The sequence below is a fragment of the Micromonospora aurantiaca ATCC 27029 genome (assembly GCF_000145235.1).
Taxonomy (GTDB): domain Bacteria; phylum Actinomycetota; class Actinomycetes; order Mycobacteriales; family Micromonosporaceae; genus Micromonospora; species Micromonospora aurantiaca.
In genome coordinates this window covers 244,311-261,662 of sequence record NC_014391.1, presented here as the reverse complement: position 1 = coordinate 261,662, position 17,352 = coordinate 244,311, and the positions used below count along the sequence as shown (strand labels likewise).

Sequence of the window (17,352 nt, the reverse complement as noted above, 5' to 3'; positions counted from 1 at the left end):
TCAATTGGCGTCGGAGGCACCAGGGCACAGAATCCGCAGCGATCAGTACAGGTCAATACAAGTGGCGGCGACGGGGGCCCGGAGTGACAGTTCCGGGCGCGCTTCCGCATGCCCGGAGCGGGTCGGCGTGATCGCCCCGGGCCGGCACCGAGGAGGGATCGGCGTTGCGCACACGGCAATCCCGCCGATGGGAAATCTTCCTGCTCAGCATCGTGCTGGTGGTCGGCTCGGCCGGCTGCGGCACCGAGCCGGAGGCGGTCACCCGTCCGCTGACCGGCCGCGCCGCCGCACCCGCCGCCCATTCCAGCGCCGAGGAGAACGCGGCCGGAAAAGCGGCTCTGGCCGCCTATTCCGGCTATCTCGACGCGTCCCGGGCAGCCAGTGCGCGCAGCGATCCGTCCCATCCCGCTCTGACCCGTTTTCTGGCTGATCCGCTGCTGACCCGGGTGCGAATGGCGATTCTCGACGCGAAGGAGCACGGCGCGATGCGTACCGGGAAACTGGTCTCCGACCCCGAGGTCGTGTCGGTCGACCTGGCCGCCCGCCCGCCCACAGTCGAGATCCAGGACTGCCTGGACGCGAGCGGCTACCGGCTCGTCTACGCCAAGGACCGCAAGGCCGTGCCCGGCACGCGCGGCGGGCGCTACCTGGCCACCGCCACGGCGGTCCGGTACCCGGACGGCCGGTGGCTGATCAACGGCGGCGCCGCGCACCAGGACCAGCCGTGCTGACCTGGGGAGGAAGGGGTGTCCCGGCCCGGCCGGCCCGGGCCGGGACGCTCCGCCGGCTGCTGCTCGCCGCCGGCCTGGCCGCGCTGCTGACGCTCACCGGCGCACCCGCCCGCGCCGCCGACCCCGGCGGCTCGTGCCCGCCGGAACAGACCGACTGCGACGTCTGGGACGACGACCCCGGCACCCCGGGCGGACCGGGTGGGCCGGGTGGGCCGGGTGGCGGCGGGGACAACGGCGGCGGGGGCGGCAGCACCCCGAAGTGCCAGTGGAACGGCCGGGCCATCCCCTGCTACCACCCGATTCTCGGCTGGTTCAACAACGCCGACGGCTGCTACTACAAGCTCGAAGAGCCGCAGGACGAGGCCCCTCCCGGCAAGCAGTGGTACCAGCTCACCTGCAACGGTGGCGACCTCGGCAGCCTGCGCCGGGCGCTTCTCGACGCGCCGCCGCCCGGCTACGGCGCGCCGCCGGACCCGGAGGAACTGGCCCGCCGTGCGCTGGCGTCGATCTCGCTGCTCCCGCCCCGCGCCGCCGTGGCGCCCCGACGCAGCCAGGGCCCCGGCCTGGTCGGGCTGCCCGTCTGGATGTGGGCCAGCCCGGGCGCGGCGTACTTCGGGCCGCTGTCCGCGTCCGCCTCCGACCGGGGACTGACCGTGGAGATCACCGCGAAGGTGGACCGGATCGTCTGGCACATGTCCGACGACATCGACGTCACCTGCGACGGGCCGGGCACGCCCTACCGGGCCGACGGGCCGAGGGCCGGCTCCACCTCACCCGACTGCGGCCTCGACCAGGGCTATCCGAAGGCCGGCACCTACCAGGTGAGCGCCACGACGTTCTGGACCGTCGAGTGGTCCGGCGGCGGCGAGAGCGGCGTCATCGCCCAGAGCCGGTCCAGCGGCGTCGTCCTGGTACAGATCAACGAGCTTCAGGTGGTGACCCGATGAGTGTCGTGGCAGCCCGCAACGGAACCCCGGTGGAGGCTCCCGTCGCGCCGCCGAAGGTGGTCCGGCAACGACGCGTCCGCCCCGGCCTGCTCGGCCTGGCGGTCCTGCTGATCGCCCTCGGCGGCCTGGGCGCCGCGTTCGCGGTCACCTCGGTCCGCTCCACCGGCACGTACCTCGCAGTGGCCCGGCAGGTCGACGTGGGACACCAACTGACCGCCGACGACCTGGTGCCGGTACGCGTCTCCGGCGGGCGGGAACTCCAGCCGGTGCCCGCCGACCGGATGGACGAGGTGCTGGGGTTGCGGGCGGCCGTCCGGCTCACCCCCGGCACGCTGCTCACCCCGGCGCAGCTCACCGAGGCCCCGCTGCTCGGCCCCGGTCAGCAGCAGATCGCGCTGGGGCTGGAACCCGAGCAGGTGCCGGCGCGCAAGCTGCACCCCGGCGACAAGGTGCTGCTGGTCAGCACCCCGTCGAACGCCACCGGCGGCGGCTCGGAGGCGTCCCGCGGCGGCGGCACCCGGTTCGAGGGCACCGTGATCGACACCGCCGCGCCGCAGAACGGCGACGTGGTGGTCTACCTGGCGCTGGCCGTACGGGACGTACCAGCTGTCGTGGCGCTCGCCGCCGACGACCGGATCGCGCTCGTGCTCACCGAGGCGGCCTGATGGCGATCATCGCCCTGGTCTCGGCGAAGGGTTCGCCGGGCGTCACCACCGCCGCGCTCGCCGCCGCGCTGAGCTGGCACCGGCGGCTCGTGCTGGCCGAGTGCGACCCGGCGGGCGGCTCGATCCTCGCCGGTTACCTCGGCGGGGCGCTGGACGGCCCGCGCGGCATCGGTGAGCTGGCGGTGGGTGAGCTGCGGGACGGCAGCCTGGAGCACGCGTTCTGGTCCCAGCTGGTCGACCTGGACGCGCCCCGCCGCGAGCGGCTGCTGCTGCCCGGCGTCGTGGACCCGGCCCAGGCCGGCAGCGTGATCCCGCTCTGGCAGCGCTTCGCCGACTACTTCACCGGGCTGGAGCGGGGCGAACCGCCGTACGACGTGCTCGTCGACTGTGGCCGGCTGGCAGTGGGCGGTCCACCGTGGCCGCTGCTGCGGGCCGCCGCGGTGGTACTGCTGGTGACCCGCGCGCACCTGCCCGACCTCTCCGCCACCCGGGCCACCGCCCGCGCGATCGAGCGGGACCTCACCGAGCACCGCGTACCGCCCGGCACGCTGCGCCTCCTCGTCGTCGGGGACGGGCACGGCACCAGCGAGATCAGCAAGGCGCTACGGCTGCCGGTGATCGCCCGCCTGCCGCACGACCCGCGTACCGCCGAGGTGCTCGCCCACGGCGGCACCGTACGGGCCAACCGGCCGCTGATGCGCGCGGCCGGCGCCCTGGAGGTGCCGGTACGGGCGCTGCTGGACCGGCGGCGCGCCCGGCTGGCCTGGCCCGGGGCGACCACACCGCGCGCGGTGACCGCGCCGAGCGTGCCGGGGGTGTCCGGTGCGGTTTGAGCCGGTCTCCCACGATCCACGCGCGCAGCAGCCGGGCGTCGTCTCCACTGTGCCGCCGCTCGCCCCGCCGAACGGGCGGCACCACGTCCCCGGCCCGGCGCCCGCCGCGCCACCGGCGCCACCGCCACGCCCCCGGGTCGACTTCGCCGTGGTCCGCGAGCTGCGCCGGGAACTGAGCGAACGACTCACCCACTGGCAGCGCGGACGCGAGTTCGACGCCGACGCCGAGGAGGTCGAGCGCGCCCGGCTGGCGGTAGCCGTGGTGTCCGCGTACGCCGACTCGGTACGCCGGGCCGGCACGCCGATGGCCGCGGACTCGGAACGCCTGCTGCTCGACCAGGTCACAGCCGAACTCGTCGGGCTGGGCCGGCTCCAGACGCTGCTCGTCGACGACAGCATCGAGGAGGTGCACATCCTCGGCTGCGACCAGGTACGCATCACCCGGCACGGCGGCGGCGTCGACTGGGCCGAGCCGATCGCCGAGACCGACGACGAGCTGGTGGAGATCCTCCAGGCGGCGGCCCGCCGGGCCGGTGCCACCGAGCGGTCGCTGTCCACCTCGAAGCCCACGCTCGACCTGCAACTACCGGACGGCAGCCGGCTCGCCGCCGTGTTCCTGGTCAGCCACCGCCCGTACGCGGTGATCCGCAAGCACAACACGCTCGAAGTGAGCCTGGAGGACATCGCGGGCGGCCGGCCCGACCTGGACGAGATGATCGACCCGCTGCTGCGCGACTTCCTCCGCGCGTCCATGCGGGCCGGGCTGAACATCATGGTCGCCGGGCTCGCCGGTGCCGGGAAGACCACTGTCATCCGCGCGCTGATGGACGAGATCCCGGCCGACGAGCCGTACGTGCTGCTGGAGGAGAGCCGGGAACTGCTGCCGGCCCGGCGCGGGCACAAGCACCGGGCGGTGATGAGCTTCGAGTCCCGGGAGGGCCACGGCGAGCGCGGCGCGGACGGGCGGCCGGCGGGTGAGGTCAGCATCGCCGACCTGATCCCGGTGTCACTGCGCATGGGCGTGCTGCGGATCATCGTCGGCGAGGTGCGGTCTCGGGAGATCGTGCCGATGCTCCAGGCGATGACCACCAGCCGCGGGTCGATGTGCACCATCCACGCGCGTACCCCCTCGGGGGTGAGCGAACGCATCATCGAGCTGGCGCTGTCGCACGGCCGGGAGATGACAGTCGACCAGGCCCGCCGGATGGCCGGCAACGCGCTCGACCTGATCGTCTACGTGACGGTCGAGGACGAGACAGCGATCGGCGGGCGCAAGCACCGGTTCGTGTCGCACGTCGAGGAGGTCATCGGCGTCGGCGAGGGCAACCGGATCACCACCACGACCGTCTTCGGCCCCGGACCGGACGGCCGTGCGGTCCCCCGCCACCTGCCCGAACGCATCCGCGACCAACTGCTGCGCGTCGGCTACGACGCCCGCCTGCTCACCCGGTTCGTCGAGGCCGGCATGGGCGCGTGGCGGCGGCCCCGGCACACCCGCCTCGGGGCGCGGCCGAGCGGAGGCCCGGCGTGACGCAGATCGAACTGATCGCCCTGGTCTCCGGCGCGGCCTGCGTGGCCGGGCTGGTGCTGACAGTCGTCGCGCTCGTCGGCACCCGCCGCCCGCCCGGCCCGGCGCCCGGTGCCGGGCCGGGCCTGAGCCGGCTCTGGACCGGTTCCGGCGCGAGCCGCGCCGACCAGCGCCGCTACCAGCTCCTGCTCGGCGCCGCTGTGGTCGCCGGGGCGGCGGCGTTCCTGCTCACCGGGCTGCCGGTGGTCGGCCTGCTGGTGGCGCTCGCGGTACCGGGCGTGCCGTGGCTGTTCGCGGTCGGCCGGGCCGAGCAGCGGGCCATCGCCCGGGTCGAAGCCGTAGGCGAGTGGACCCGCCGGCTCAAGGACATCTCGGCCACCGGCCAGGGACTCCAGCAGGCGATCATCGGCACCATCGCCACCGCGCCGGAGGAGATCCAGGAGGAGGTACGCACGCTCGCCGCCCGCCTCCAGGCCGGCTGGCTGGCCCGCTCCGCGCTGCTCGCCTTCGCCGACGAGATCGCCGACCCGGTCGCCGACCAGGTGGTGGCCGCGCTGATCCTGCACCTCACCGACCGGGGCGAGCGCCTCGGCGACGTGCTCGGGTCGATCGCCACCGCCGCCTCGGCCGAGGTGGCGACCCGGCGCGAGGTCGAGGCGAAGCGCACGCAGCCCCGGTTCGCGGTCCGCTTCCTCACCGGCATGACGCTGGCGACGCTCGCGTACGGGCTGGTGAACAGCGACTACATCCGTCCCTACGGGACGCTGACCGGTCAGCTCGTGATGGCGGTGCTCGGCGCGGCGTTCGTCGGCCTGCTGGTCTGGGTGCGCTCGATGAGCCAGCCGCCCCGGCCGGCGCGGTTCCTGCCCGCGCCCGACCTGGATGAGGCGATCGCGTGATCCTCAACTGGCAGCTGGCGATCGCGGTGCTCGGCGGGTGCGCGGTCGGGCTCGGGCTGTTCCTGGTCGTACGCGAGGCGCTGCCGGCCACCCCGGCGCTCGGCCCGGCGCTGCGCCGGCTGCACCAGCCGCCCGGCCAAGCCCCGGCCGCCGGCGCCGGGCCGGACTGGCTCGGCGGGTTCGCCCGCTGGCTGCGCCCGCCGCACCGGCAACTCGCCCTGCTCGACCGCACCCCGGAGCAGTACGCGCTGTCGGTGCTGCTCTCCGCGCTCGTCGGCTTCGCCACCCCGGCGGTCGCGTCGGCGGTGCTCTTCGTCGGCGGGGTGGCGCTGCCGGTGGCCGTACCGGTGGTGGCCAGCCTGGGCCTGGCGCTCGGCGCCGGACTGCTCGCGCACCGCACGGTCCTGGCCAAGGCGGACGCCGCCCGGGACGAGTTCCGGCAGGCGGTCTGCACCTACCTCGACCTGGTGGCGTTGCAGCTGTCCGCCGCGCACGGCCCGGTGCAGTCGCTGGAACGCGCGGCGGCGGTCTGCGACGGCTGGGTCTTCGACCGGATCCGGGAGGCGCTGCGGCTCGCGCAGCTCCAGATGCACTCGCCCTGGGACGAGTTGCAGGAGCTGGCCGAGCGCATCGGCATCCCGGAGCTGGGTGATGTGGGCGCCATCATGCGCTCCTCCGGCAGTGAGGGCGCCCAGGTGCACGAGACGTTGCGGTCCCGCGCCGACTCGCTGCGCGACCAGATCCGTACCGACAACCTGGCCCGGGCCGAGGGGGTCACCAGCAAGTTGGACATCCCCGGCTCGCTGCTGGTGTTCGTCCTGCTCGGCTTCGCCGTCTATCCGTTCCTCGCCCGTCTGTGAACCCACCTTCGAGAAGGAGACGACCATGCACCTCTACGCCTACCTGTACGTGGCGGTGAGCACCCGCCTCGCCGAGCTGCGCCGGGACTCCGAGCGCGGCGACAGCCCGGTGCCGACCGCGGTGATCATCTTCGGCCTGGTCGCGGTGGCCATGGCGGTCACCGGGCTCGCCCTGGCCAAGGCGAACAACTGGATGAACGCCATCCCGAACAACACGGCGCCGCAGGCCCCGTGATGCCCCGCCCCGCCCGTACGGTCCGGAGCCGGCCGGCGTCTGCCGGCCGGCTCGCCGGCCCGCCCGGTCCGGGGCGGTTCGCCGCTGCCCTGCGCGCCCGCCTGGCCGAGGGCGAGCGGGGCGCCAACCCGGTCGAGTTGGCCGTGGTGATGCCGGTGATCCTGGTGATGCTGTTCGGCTCGATCCAGGTCGCCGTCTGGTTCGTGGCCCGGTCCACAGCGCTGAACGCCGCGCAGACCGCTGTGAACGCCCAGCGCACGATCGACGCCGGGCCGGACGCCGGACGGCAGCGGGCGATCAGCTTCCTGCAACAGTCCGGGGACTGGCTGGTCGGCTGGGAGCAGACCGGCCCGACCTGCGTCGAGACAGCCACAGCTGTCACCTGCACGGTGCAGGGACGCTCCCTGTCGGTCATCCCGGGCGTCTCGTTCGAGGTCACGCAGACCGCGCACGGCCCGGCCGAACACTGGACCACCGGATGAACGCCGGGCCACGGCGGGACCGGGGTTCCGTCTCGATCGAGGTGGCGGTGCTCGCGCCCGCCTTCATCGGGCTGATGGTGCTGGCCGGGGTCGCCGGGCGGACCGCGATCGCGGACGAGGCGGTGGAGTCGGCCGCCCACGACGCCGCCCGGGCCGCCTCGCTCGCCCGCACCGCCGACGACGGCGCGGAGGCCGCCGAGGTGGCGGCCCAGGACCAGCTCGGCTGGGCAGGGCTGAACTGCACCGGCCCACCCCAGATCGATCTCGCGGGCTCGGTGGCCGGGACGACGACGAGCTTCGCCGCCGCGTACCAGAGCGCCGCGGGCGTGCCGGCGACAGTGACCGTCACGGTGACCTGCACCGTCTCCTTCGACGACCTGAGCGCGCCCGGCCTGCCCGGCGTCCCGGGCGGCAAGACCGTCTCGGCGAGGTTCACCTCGCCGCTGGACACCTACCGGAGTCGCGGATGACCGGGCGGCGCGAGGCGGAGAACGGCCGGGTGAGCCTGTTCCTGGCCGTGGCGATGACGGGCGTACTCGCGATCATCGGCCTCGCCTACGACGGCGCCGGTCAACTGCGCACGCTCCAGCGCGCGGACAACCTGGCCGCCGAGGCGGCCCGCGCCGGCGGCCAGATGATCGACCGGGCGCGGGCCATCGAGGGCGGCCCGAAGCGGATCGACCAGGTCGCCGCCCGCGCCGCTGTCGCCGCCTACCTCGACGCCGCGGGCGGCGTCCAGGACCACGAGGTCGACTTCCCCGTGGTCGGCACCGAGACCCAGATCCGGGTACGCGTGCAGATCACCTACAGCCGGGACCTGCTGAGTCTGTTCGGCGTGCAAGAGAACGCCACCGTCACCGGTGAGGCCACCGCTCGGGCGCTCACCGGACCACCGTAGGAAGGGAAGGCCGCCATGGGCGCACCCCGACGCTCCCCCGTCCGCCGCGCCGGCCAGGTTCTCACCGGCCTCGGCGCCCTCGTCGTGCTCGTCGGCGTGCTGGCCGGCGGGCCGGTCGCGTTGCTGGCGTTCGCCGGCAACCCGCTGCCGGATCATCTGCCCACGCTGGCCGAGGTCGGTACGGCGTTGACCAGCCGCGACGACGGCCGGCTGTTCCTGCGCGCGCTGGCGGTGGTGGGCTGGTTCGGCTGGGCCACGTTCGCGTTCTCCGTCCTGGTGGAGCTGCTCGCGGCGGCGGTACGCCGGCCGGCGCCGAAGCTGCCCGGCATGCACCGCCAGCAGAAGGCCGCAGCCGCACTCGTCGGTTCGGTCGCGCTGATCCTGGTCGCGAGCCCGGCCGCGGCGAGCGCCGCCGCGCTGACCGCCCCGCAACCGGCGGTCGCCGCCGTCACCTCACCGGCCGTGGCCGCGAGCCAGGTCACCCCGCCGGCGCCGATCGCGTCGAAGGCGGACGACCCGGCCGTGTACCGGGTGGCGAAGGGCGACTACCTGGGCGAGGTGGCGGATCGCTACCTGGACGACTTCGACAGATACAAGGAGCTGGCCCGGCTGAACCGGCTCGCCGACCCGGACCGGATCCGCCCGGGTCAGCTCATCACGCTGCCGGAGGGCGCGACGGATTCGGGTGCCCGGCGGCACGCCACCGGACGGATCGTGGTCACCAAGCCGGCCGAGACGGCACCGGTCAAGCCGGGTGGCGGCGGCGCCTCGTCGACCACCCCGAAGGCGAAGCCCAAGCCCACGCCGCGGGACGCGACGCCCACCGTGGAGGCGCCTGTCGGTCAGCCGCCGGCCATGTCGGCGGGCGCGTCCCGCGCCACCGCCGAGGAGGGCATCAACCGTCCGCTCGCCATCTCGGCGGTGCTGGCCGTGGCGAGCATCGTGGGTGCGCAGATCGGCGCGCTGCTCGGGTTGCGCAAGCGGCCGGTACCCGCCCGCGCGTTGTCCAGCGGACGGCACCGGCGGGACTGAGTCAGGGCAGCCGGGCCTCGACCCGGCCGGACACCACGCGGCTGGGCAGCACGACCTGGTCGTTCGCGGCCGGGCCGTGCACCACCTCGCCGCCGTCGAGCCGGAACGCGCTGCCGTGCCAGGGGCAGACCACGCAGGCGTGGCCGTCGATCTGCTCCACCGTGCCCTCGCCGAGCGGGCCGCTCTGGTGCGGGCAGCGCTCCAGCATCACGCTGACGTCGTCGCCGTCCCGGTAGAGGATCACCGGGACGTCGTCGATCTTCTTGGTGACCAGCTCGTGCCGGGGCAGGCTGCTCAGGTCACCGACCCGGTGCCAGCCGTCGCTGATCAGGTGCAGCTCGGAGACGCTCTGGCTGGCCTGGGCGCCCTGCTTGTACGCGAGGTGCCCACCCAGGTACGCCCCACCGCTCGCGGCGGACAGCCCCAGATAGGACAGCGTCCGGCCGAGTCCGTGCCGCCCGTTGAGCCGAGCCGCCAGCGAGCCGGCGAACAACGCCAGGCCGACGGTGTTGGCGGCGGCGTGCACCAGCCCGACCCGGCGCTGGTCACGGGTGAGCGTGGCCCAGTCGTTGAGCCCGGCGACGGCCGCGGGCACCGCGCTGACCGTACCGAGGCCCACCAGGGCGGTGGCGGCCCGGCGCTGGCCGGGCAGCAGGTCCACCACGGCGGCGGAGATCCATGCGCCGACCGGCACCTGCACCATCGCGGGGTGCAGCGGATGGCCGAGCCACACGCCGTGCAGCGCGTCGCGTACCCGCTGGGAACGCAGAGTGCCCTGGACGGCGCGCTGCAGCCGGTCACCCACCCGGTCGAGACCGGTGGCCTGTTCGAGTTTCGTCAGTAGTTCGCGCACCCGTTCCGACTTCCCGGCAGGAGAGCCCCCAAACCGGACGCCCCGGAATTCCCTCCCAGGTGCGTCGCGGGCATGCTGAGCCCATGGGGGTACGCGTCGAGCACGCCGGTGCCGTGACCACTGTGATCCTGGACCGGCCCGAGGCACGTAACGCCGTGGACGGCCCGACCGCGCGAGCCCTGGCCGACGCGTTCCGCGCGTTCGACGCCGACCCGGACGCGGCGGTCGCCGTGCTCTGGGGCGCGGGCGGCACGTTCTGCTCCGGCGCCGACCTCAAGGCCGTCGGCACGCCGCGCGGCAACCGCGTCGAGCCCGGCGGCGACGGGCCGATGGGCCCCACCCGGATGCGGCTGTCCAAGCCGGTGATCGCCGCGATCTCCGGGTACGCGGTGGCCGGCGGGCTGGAGCTGGCACTCTGGTGCGACCTGCGGGTCGCCGAGTCGGACGCCACGCTCGGCGTGTTCTGCCGCCGGTGGGGCGTACCGCTGATCGACGGCGGGACGGTCCGGCTGCCCCGGCTGATCGGGGAGAGCCGCGCGATGGACCTGATCCTCACCGGCCGTGCGGTGGGCGCCGACGAGGCGTACGCGATGGGTCTGGTCAACCGGCTGGTCGCGCCGGGTGAGGCCCGCGCGGCGGCGGAGGAGCTGGCCGCCGCTATCGCCCGGTCGCCGCAGACGTGCCTGCGCAACGACCGGGCGGCGGTGCGGGACGGCGCGGGGCAGCCGGAGCCGGAGGCGATGGCGACCGAGCTGGCCTACGGCCTGGAGTCGCTGGCTGTGGACGGGGTACGCGGCGCCGGCCGGTTCGCCGACGGGGCCGGCCGGCATGGTGCGCCGGCCGGCTGAGGCGTCACTTCAGCGCGCGTAGCGCGTCCTCGATGGCCCTGTGGAACGTCGGGTACGCGTAGATCATGTGCCGGAGCTGGCTGATCGGCACCGCCGCGTGCACCGCCACGACGAGGGCGGAGAGCACCTCGCCGCCGGCCGGTCCGGCCGAGGTGGCGCCGACGAGGACGCCCTGGTCGGCGTCGGCGATCAGCTTGATGAACCCGGCGTTGCCGGTCTTGTGGATCCAGCCCCGGGCCGACGAGGTGAGGTCGGCGTACCCGACCTGGACGTTGACGCCGCGCTCGCGGGCCTGCTGCTCGGTGAGGCCGACCGCGCCGACCTCGGGATCGGTGAACGTGACCCGGGGCAGCGCCCGGTAGTCGGCCACCGGGACGCTGCCGGGCGCTGCTGTCGAGCCGCCCGCGCTCATCGCGCCGCCGACCGCGCTGACCACCCCGGCCGCGCCGCCGACGACACTCGCGGTGCCGCTGGCGTCCGGGCCGCCCTTGGTACGCCGCATGTGGTCGAGCACGTCCGGCACCACGATGCCGGCCTGGTACATGGCGATGTGGGTGAACGCGCCCTCGCCGGTGAGGTCGCCGACCGCCCAGATCCCGTCGGTGACGTGCATCCGGTCGTTCACCGGCAGGTACCGCTGCCCGGCGTCCACCCCGACCGTGTCCAGCCCGAGCTCCTCCAGGTGCGCCTTGCGGCCGGTCACCACGAGCAGCTTCTCGCCGGTGAACTCGGCGCCGTCGGCGTGCACGGTGAACGTGGTGCCGTCGTGGCTCACCCGGCTGGCCTTGACCCCGGTGTGGATCTCCACCCCGTCGGCGCGCAGCGCGTCGGCGGCGAGCGCCGACGCCTCCGGCTCCTCGACGGCGAGCACCCGGTCGGCCGCCTCGACGACAGTCACCCGCACGCCGAACCGGGCGAAGACCTGGGCGAGTTCCAGCCCGATCGCGCCGCCGCCGAGCACCAGCAGCGACGCGGGCAGCTCCTCGACCTCGATGGCCTGGTGATTGGTCCAGTACGGCGTGTCGGCCAGCCCGTCGATCGGCGGGACCGAGGGCCGGGTGCCGGTGCCGAGGACCACGCCGTAGCGGGCCTGGAAAACCTGGTCGCCGACGCGTACCCGGTTCGGGCCGTCGAGCCGCCCACTGCCTCGGACGAACCGGCCGCCCTTGCCGGTGAACCGGTCCACTGCCACCTTGTCGTCCCAGGTGTCGGTGGCCTCGGCGCGGATGCGCTTCGCCACCGGCGCCCAGTCGGGCCGCACCTGGGCGGACCCGGCCAGCTCGTTGACCCGGTGCGCCTCGGCCAGCGCGTTCGCCGCCCGGATCATCATCTTGCTCGGCACGCACCCCCAGTAGGGGCACTCGCCACCGACCAGGTCCCGTTCGATGCCGACCACGGTGAGGCCGGCCTCGGCGAGCCGCCCGGCCACCTCCTCGCCGCCGACGCCGAGCCCGACCACTACTACGTCCACCAGTTCCGGCTCCGCCATTCCGCAAGCATTCCGCACCTTCGGGACACCGACCACCGCACCGGGCCGGAATTCCCGCGCCGATAACGAACGCGACCGCCTACCGTGGCCGCATGCACGCGCGCTTCACCCCGGTCCGGGACTGCTTCCACGACCTGTTCACGACCGGCCGGGAGACCGGTGCGTCGCTGTCGGTGTGGCACGACGGCGTACCGGTGGTGAAGTTGGTGGGCGGCACCACCGCGACGGTCCCGCCCGGCACTGTCGTACCGGCCGCCGGGGCGGACCGGCCGTGGCGACCGGACACGCTCGTCGACGTCTACTCGGCCGGCAAGCCGGTGGTCGCGCTGTGCCTGCTGCTGCTCGTCGACCGGGGCCGGGTCGACCTGGACGCGCCGGTGTCCGCGTACTGGCCGGGTTTCCGCGCCCCGGCCACCGTGCGGCAGGTGCTCACCCACACCGCCGGGCTGCCCGCCTTCCCGGTGCCCCGGCCCGCCGCCGCCATCGCCGACTGGGACCTGCTCTGCGCCGATCTGGCGGCGGCCGAGCCCGAGTGGATGCCGGGCGCCGTCGCGGCCGAGCACGCCTGGACGTACGGGCACCTGGTGGGCGAGCTGGTCCGCCGGGTGGACGGACGCTCGGTGGGCCGGTTCCTGGCCGAGGAGATCGCCGGACCGTGGCGCCTGGATCTGGCCTTCGGGCTCGGTGAGGCCGACCGGCGGCGGTGCGCCGATCTGTCGTACGCCGATCCGGCCTGGCCGGACGCGATGCGCGGCGAGCCGGGCTCGTTGCGGGCGCGGGCGCTGGACAACCCGCCGGGCGGGCGCGACGTCGCGATGGTGAACAGCGACCTGTGGCGGGCCGCCGAGATCCCGGCGGTGAACCTGCACGCCACCGCCGCCGGGCTCGCCCGGCTCTACGCGGGCCTCCTCGCCTGCGGCACCCTGGACGGGGTACGCCTGTTCAGCCCGGAACTGGTCACCGAGGCGACGCGGGTGCAGTACAGCGGACCGGACCTGCTGCTGGACCGTCCGGTGGACTGGACGCTCGGCATGCAGTGGGAGCCGGACGGCAGCTGGGGCATGGGCGGGATCGGCGGCAGCAGCGCCTGGGCCGACCCGGAGCGCGGCTACACCTTCGCGTACGCGACGGCCCGGCTGGCCGATCACGACCGGGTGGAGGAGCTGGTCGAGGCGTTGCATTCCTGCCTCTGACAGTCGGTCACTCTCAGTGATCCCGAGCCATCGTCACGCAGCGCATTCGGCCGGCCGGGCGGCCCCGTGTTCCCTTTTCCGACTTTGCTCTGCAGTCATCGGCGCAGCACCGCGCTGAACAGGGATTTCCTCGCAGGTCCGAAAAACGCGCGAGGCCCAGGTGGTGACGTTCCGCAACCGATGCGGATATGGCTGCAGAGCAAAGGGGACGAGAGGCACACGGCCCCGGCGGGCGAAAGGTCACTTGGAGTGACCGATTCTGCCGAGCCCACACTGCCACGGGAGCGGTGCGCCGACGTGTCCGGACACGTTCGTGCGCCGGTGATGCGCGGTGCCGGCGGGACGCACAAGCCGGCGTCAGCGGGCGGCGTCAGCGCAGCCAGACCGGGTCGGCGCCGGGCACCTCCAGCGGCGGCGGGTAGTCGAGTGTGTGGCGTACCTCGTCGGGCAGCCGCCACGGCTGGTGCACCGCCTTGCCCGCCACCGACGCCAGCTCGGGCACCCAGCGCCGCACGTACGCGCCGTCGGGGTCGTAGCGTTCGGCCTGCCGTACCGGGTTGAAGCCGCGGTACGGCCGGGTGTCGTTGCCGGTGCCGGCCACCCACTGCCAGTTGCCCGAGTTGTTGACCCGGTCGCCGTCGAGCAGCCACCGGAAGAAGATTTCCAGGCCGGGCCGCCAGTCCAGCCCGAGGTGCTTGGTCAGGTAGCCGGCGGTGATCAGCCGGGCCCGGTTGTGCATCCAGCCCTCGGCGCGCAACTGACGCATGCCCGCGTCCACGATCGGCATGCCGGTCCGCCCCTCGGCCCAGGCGTCGAACGCGTGCGGGTCGTCGCGCCAGTCCTCCCGCGCGCCGCGCCGGTAGGCAACAGTGGACAGGTCGGGGAAACCGGCCACCACCTGGTGGTAGAAGTCGCGCCAGCAGAGCTGCCTGACGAACGGCCCGTCCCGGTCGCCGGCCCGGTTCGCCACCGCCAGCGGCGAGACACAACCGAACCGCAGGTACGGGCTGAGCCGCGAGGTCTCGTCGCCGGCCATGTCGTCGTGGATGTCGTCGTACCGGTCGAGGGTGGGCAGCCAGGCGGTGAGCCGGCGCCTGGCGACGGTCTCGCCGCCGACGGCGGCATCCGGGCTGTCGCCCTTCGGCGGGTCCGGCAGCCGGCCGGGGTCGACGCCGTCGGGCAGCCGGACCCGCTTCGGCGCGGCCAGCTCGTCCCGCCACCGCACGCCCTGCCAGGCCCGGAAGTAGGGGCTGAAGACCCGGTAGTGGTCGCCGCCGCCCGGACGCAGCGCGCCCGGCTCGACGATCGTCAGGCCGGGGAACAGGCGCAAAAACATCCGGTGCCTGTCGCACTCGGCGCGCAGGCGGCGTTCCCGGCGGTGGGCGTAACGGCTCACGTCGGCGGAGAGCCCGACGCCCTCGGCGCCCACCTTCCGGGCCAGTTTCACCGTCTCGGCCACCGGGTCGCCACGCCTGATCACCAGGTCGCCGCCGCGCTTGCGCAGCGCCTCACGCAGGTCGGCCAGGCTCTGGTGCAGGAAGCGGGTGCGGTTCGGCGAGAGCTTCTGCAGCGCCGGGTCGAGCACGTAGAGCGGCACCACCCGGTCGAACGCGGAGCAGGCGGCGGCGAGCGCCGGGTGGTCGTGCACCCGCAGGTCACGGGTGAACAGCACGACCGCCGTGCGGCCGGTCATCCGGCCAGGGCCGGTTCCAGTGCCGGGCCGGGCACCCGCACCGGCGTACCGGGCGGGGTGAGCAGCGCCCGCGCGGCCACCGCCATCCGGCGCCGCTGCGGCACCAGGGCACGGCGCACGAAGACGTCGTAGTCCTGCGCGGCCACCTCGTCGAGGATGCCGCCGTAGAGCGCGTACGCGGTGCGCATGCACGCCTGCGAGGCCGGGTCGAGCAGCGGGATGCCCGGTGCGGCGGCGACGTAGTGGGCCTGGGCGCGGGTCACCTCGTACTCGATCAGCTCGCGGATGCGCGGCGTGGTGCGGCCGGCGGCCTTGGCCGCGAGCAGGTCGTCGCGGGTGAGGTCGAACTTGGCCATGTCCTCGTCGGGCAGGTAGGTCCGGCCCCGGTCGAGGTCCTCGGCGACGTCCCGGATGAAGTTGGTGAGCTGGAACGCGAAGCCGAGCTGACGGGCGGGCTCGCGGGCGGCGGCCGGGTCGGAACTGCCCAGGATCGGCAGCATCATGGTGCCGATGACAGCGGCCGAGCCCTCCATGTAGTCGAGCAGGTCGTCGTAGGTCGGGTACGACATGACAGTCAGATCCATCGCCATGCTGCGCAGGAACGACGCGAAGTCGTCGCGGTCCAGGTCGAACACGGCGATGGTGTGCAGCACCGCGGGGAGCAGCGGGTCGTCGACCGACGCACCGTGCAGCCCGGCGACGAATCGATCCGACCACTCGCGCAGCCGGGCGGCGCGCTCGGCCGGCGGCAGGTCCTCGGTGCGGTCGACGATCTCGTCCGCGTACCGGGTGAAGCCGTACAAGGCGTGCACATGTCGCCGTTTCCAGGCGGGAAGCAGCCGGGTGGCGAGATAGTAGGTACGGCCGTGACGGCGGTGCAGCTCGCGGCAACGGTCATAGGCAGCGGTCAGATCCGTGTCCATCGGCCCTCCTCAGTTTCGACGCAGCAATCGACGCAACTCGTAACCCTAGGGTACGCTCGCCCACATGGCCAACGACGCAGTTGCGGGTAATGCGCTCCGCGTCGCGCCGGCTCAGCCCGGGGCGACGGACGATCCGGTCCGCGGCGTACTGGCCGCGTTCACGAAAGACCTGATCAAAGGGGTCGATGAGACGCTCGCGGCGTTCCTGGCCGCGGAAGTCGAATCGCTCACCGAGATCGACGCAGCGATGGGTGGTTTCGCGACCACGGCACGCGACTGCGTGCTGGCCGGCGGCAAGCGGGTCCGCCCCACGTTCGCGTACTGGGGATGGCGGGGTGTGGTCGGCGGGGAGGAACCGCTGTGCTCGGTGCTCCCGGCCCTGTCCGCGCTGGAGTTGCTGCACACGTTCGCGCTGGTGCACGACGACGTGATGGACGCGTCCGACACCAGGCGAGGGCTGCCCACCGCGCACCGGGCCGCCGCCGCCCGGCACCGGGCCGCCGGACACACCGGCGACCCCGACCGGTACGGCGAAGCCGTCGCCGTCCTGATCGGTGACCTCTGCATGGTCTGGGCCGACCGGCTGATGGCGCACGCGGCGGTCCCGGCGGAGCGGCTGCTCGACGTGCGCCGCTGCTACGACCAGATGCGGGTGGAGACGGTCGCCGGGCAGTTCCTGGACGTGCTCGGCGAGAACGACTCGGCGAGCTGGACCGTCGACCGGGCGCTGCGGGTGGCCCGGTACAAGACCGCCAGCTACACCGTCCAGCGTCCGCTGCTGTTCGGCGCCTGTCTGGCGGGCGCTGACGCGGACGACCCGCTCATCGCCGCGTACACCCGGTACGGGCTGGCCGTCGGCGAGGCGTTCCAGCTCCGCGACGACCTGCTGGGCGTCTACGGCGACCCGGAGACCACCGGCAAGCCGGCCGGGGACGACCTGCGTACCGGCAAGCCGACCGCCCTGCTGATGCTGGCCCGGCAGCTCGCCGACCCGGCGCAGCGCCGGGTCCTGGAGCGGGCCGGCTCGGTCACCTCGGCAACTGAGGTGGACCGGCTGGCCGACGTGGTCCGGGACACCGGGGCCACGGCCCGGGTGGAGCGGATGATCTCCGACCGGGTGACCGAGGCGCTCGCCGCGCTCGGCACCGCACCGATCGACGAGACCGCGCGCACCGCGCTGACCGGCCTCGCCACCGCCGCCACGGCGCGGCGGGCATGATGAGCAACTTCGTGAGCAAGGGGG

Annotated in this window: 19 protein-coding genes; 15 read left to right on the top strand and 4 right to left on the bottom strand. The window is 74.1% G+C overall.

The window, feature by feature from the left end:
* Nucleotides 1–164 precede the first annotated feature (164 nt).
* Genes MICAU_RS01335 through MICAU_RS01280 form a run of 12 tightly spaced genes read left to right on the top strand, consistent with a single transcriptional unit; the run spans nt 165 to nt 9,110 of the window.
* Nucleotides 165–731 carry a hypothetical protein gene (locus MICAU_RS01335; protein ID WP_013283469.1) on the top strand — a complete coding sequence of 189 codons (567 nt, stop codon included), beginning with the start codon at nt 165–167 and terminating at the stop codon, nt 729–731.
* A complete protein-coding gene (locus MICAU_RS01330) occupies nt 725–1,678 on the top strand; it encodes a hypothetical protein (protein WP_013283468.1) in 954 nt (317 codons plus the stop codon). The genes MICAU_RS01335 and MICAU_RS01330 overlap by 7 nt, the downstream gene beginning before the upstream one ends.
* Nucleotides 1,675–2,343 carry an SAF domain-containing protein gene (locus MICAU_RS01325; RefSeq protein WP_013283467.1) on the top strand — a complete coding sequence of 223 codons (669 nt, stop codon included), beginning with the start codon at nt 1,675–1,677 and terminating at the stop codon, nt 2,341–2,343. The genes MICAU_RS01330 and MICAU_RS01325 overlap by 4 nt, the downstream gene beginning before the upstream one ends.
* The gene (locus tag MICAU_RS01320; RefSeq protein WP_013283466.1) at nt 2,343–3,176 is read left to right on the top strand and encodes a CpaE/TadZ family protein; all 834 of its coding nucleotides are present in this window, start codon (nt 2,343–2,345) and stop codon (nt 3,174–3,176) included. The genes MICAU_RS01325 and MICAU_RS01320 overlap by 1 nt, the downstream gene beginning before the upstream one ends.
* Nucleotides 3,166–4,707 (top strand): TadA family conjugal transfer-associated ATPase, encoded by a 1,542-nt coding sequence (locus MICAU_RS01315; RefSeq protein ID WP_013283465.1) that lies wholly within the window; start codon nt 3,166–3,168, stop codon nt 4,705–4,707. Before MICAU_RS01320 ends, MICAU_RS01315 begins: the two co-directional genes overlap by 11 nt.
* The gene (locus MICAU_RS01310) at nt 4,650–5,603 is read left to right on the top strand and encodes a type II secretion system F family protein (RefSeq protein ID WP_369752094.1); all 954 of its coding nucleotides are present in this window, start codon (nt 4,650–4,652) and stop codon (nt 5,601–5,603) included. Before MICAU_RS01315 ends, MICAU_RS01310 begins: the two co-directional genes overlap by 58 nt.
* Nucleotides 5,603–6,463: a type II secretion system F family protein gene (locus MICAU_RS01305; protein WP_041784387.1), complete on the top strand. Its 861-nt coding sequence runs from the start codon at nt 5,603–5,605 to the stop codon at nt 6,461–6,463. The genes MICAU_RS01310 and MICAU_RS01305 overlap by 1 nt, the downstream gene beginning before the upstream one ends.
* 25 nt (nt 6,464–6,488) lie before the next feature.
* On the top strand, nt 6,489–6,698 hold the full coding sequence (locus tag MICAU_RS01300) for a hypothetical protein (RefSeq protein ID WP_013283462.1): 210 nt from the start codon (nt 6,489–6,491) through the stop codon (nt 6,696–6,698).
* Nucleotides 6,698–7,180: a TadE family protein gene (locus tag MICAU_RS01295; RefSeq protein ID WP_013283461.1), complete on the top strand. Its 483-nt coding sequence runs from the start codon at nt 6,698–6,700 to the stop codon at nt 7,178–7,180. The genes MICAU_RS01300 and MICAU_RS01295 overlap by 1 nt, the downstream gene beginning before the upstream one ends.
* Nucleotides 7,177–7,650: a TadE/TadG family type IV pilus assembly protein gene (locus MICAU_RS01290; protein ID WP_013283460.1), complete on the top strand. Its 474-nt coding sequence runs from the start codon at nt 7,177–7,179 to the stop codon at nt 7,648–7,650. Before MICAU_RS01295 ends, MICAU_RS01290 begins: the two co-directional genes overlap by 4 nt.
* On the top strand, nt 7,647–8,078 hold the full coding sequence (locus tag MICAU_RS01285; protein ID WP_013283459.1) for a pilus assembly protein TadG-related protein: 432 nt from the start codon (nt 7,647–7,649) through the stop codon (nt 8,076–8,078). Before MICAU_RS01290 ends, MICAU_RS01285 begins: the two co-directional genes overlap by 4 nt.
* Before the next feature lie 15 nt (nt 8,079–8,093).
* Nucleotides 8,094–9,110 (top strand): LysM peptidoglycan-binding domain-containing protein, encoded by a 1,017-nt coding sequence (locus MICAU_RS01280; protein WP_013283458.1) that lies wholly within the window; start codon nt 8,094–8,096, stop codon nt 9,108–9,110.
* Between the two features lies 1 nt (nt 9,111).
* Here the strand turns inward: MICAU_RS01280 and MICAU_RS01275 are convergent, their stop codons facing one another.
* Nucleotides 9,112–9,963 (bottom strand): Rieske (2Fe-2S) protein, encoded by an 852-nt coding sequence (locus tag MICAU_RS01275; protein ID WP_013283457.1) that lies wholly within the window; start codon nt 9,961–9,963, stop codon nt 9,112–9,114.
* A gap of 83 nt (nt 9,964–10,046) precedes the next feature.
* Between MICAU_RS01275 and MICAU_RS01270 the strand changes: the two genes are divergently transcribed.
* Nucleotides 10,047–10,811 carry a crotonase/enoyl-CoA hydratase family protein gene (locus MICAU_RS01270; RefSeq protein WP_013283456.1) on the top strand — a complete coding sequence of 255 codons (765 nt, stop codon included), beginning with the start codon at nt 10,047–10,049 and terminating at the stop codon, nt 10,809–10,811.
* Between the two features lie 4 nt (nt 10,812–10,815).
* Here MICAU_RS01270 and MICAU_RS01265 read toward each other — a convergent pair whose 3' ends face one another.
* Nucleotides 10,816–12,300, bottom strand: coding sequence for a dihydrolipoyl dehydrogenase family protein (locus MICAU_RS01265; RefSeq protein WP_013283455.1), 1,485 nt, complete (start codon nt 12,298–12,300; stop codon nt 10,816–10,818).
* A 92-nt stretch (nt 12,301–12,392) separates the two neighbouring features.
* Between MICAU_RS01265 and MICAU_RS01260 the strand changes: the two genes are divergently transcribed.
* Nucleotides 12,393–13,493 (top strand): serine hydrolase domain-containing protein, encoded by a 1,101-nt coding sequence (locus MICAU_RS01260; protein WP_013283454.1) that lies wholly within the window; start codon nt 12,393–12,395, stop codon nt 13,491–13,493.
* A 370-nt stretch (nt 13,494–13,863) separates the two neighbouring features.
* On the opposite strand, the gene MICAU_RS01255 is transcribed toward MICAU_RS01260, so the two are convergent.
* Both MICAU_RS01255 and MICAU_RS01250 read right to left on the bottom strand, forming a co-directional pair.
* Complete coding sequence (locus MICAU_RS01255; protein ID WP_013283453.1) at nt 13,864–15,186, bottom strand: cryptochrome/photolyase family protein; 1,323 nt, start codon at nt 15,184–15,186, stop codon at nt 13,864–13,866.
* Nucleotides 15,183–16,109: a phytoene/squalene synthase family protein gene (locus MICAU_RS01250; protein ID WP_013283452.1), complete on the bottom strand. Its 927-nt coding sequence runs from the start codon at nt 16,107–16,109 to the stop codon at nt 15,183–15,185. The genes MICAU_RS01255 and MICAU_RS01250 overlap by 4 nt, the downstream gene beginning before the upstream one ends.
* Nucleotides 16,110–16,173: 64 nt before the next feature.
* On the opposite strand from MICAU_RS01250, the gene MICAU_RS01245 reads away from it, so the two are divergent.
* Nucleotides 16,174–17,328 (top strand): polyprenyl synthetase family protein, encoded by a 1,155-nt coding sequence (locus MICAU_RS01245; RefSeq protein WP_013283451.1) that lies wholly within the window; start codon nt 16,174–16,176, stop codon nt 17,326–17,328.
* Nucleotides 17,329–17,352: the final 24 nt, after the last annotated feature.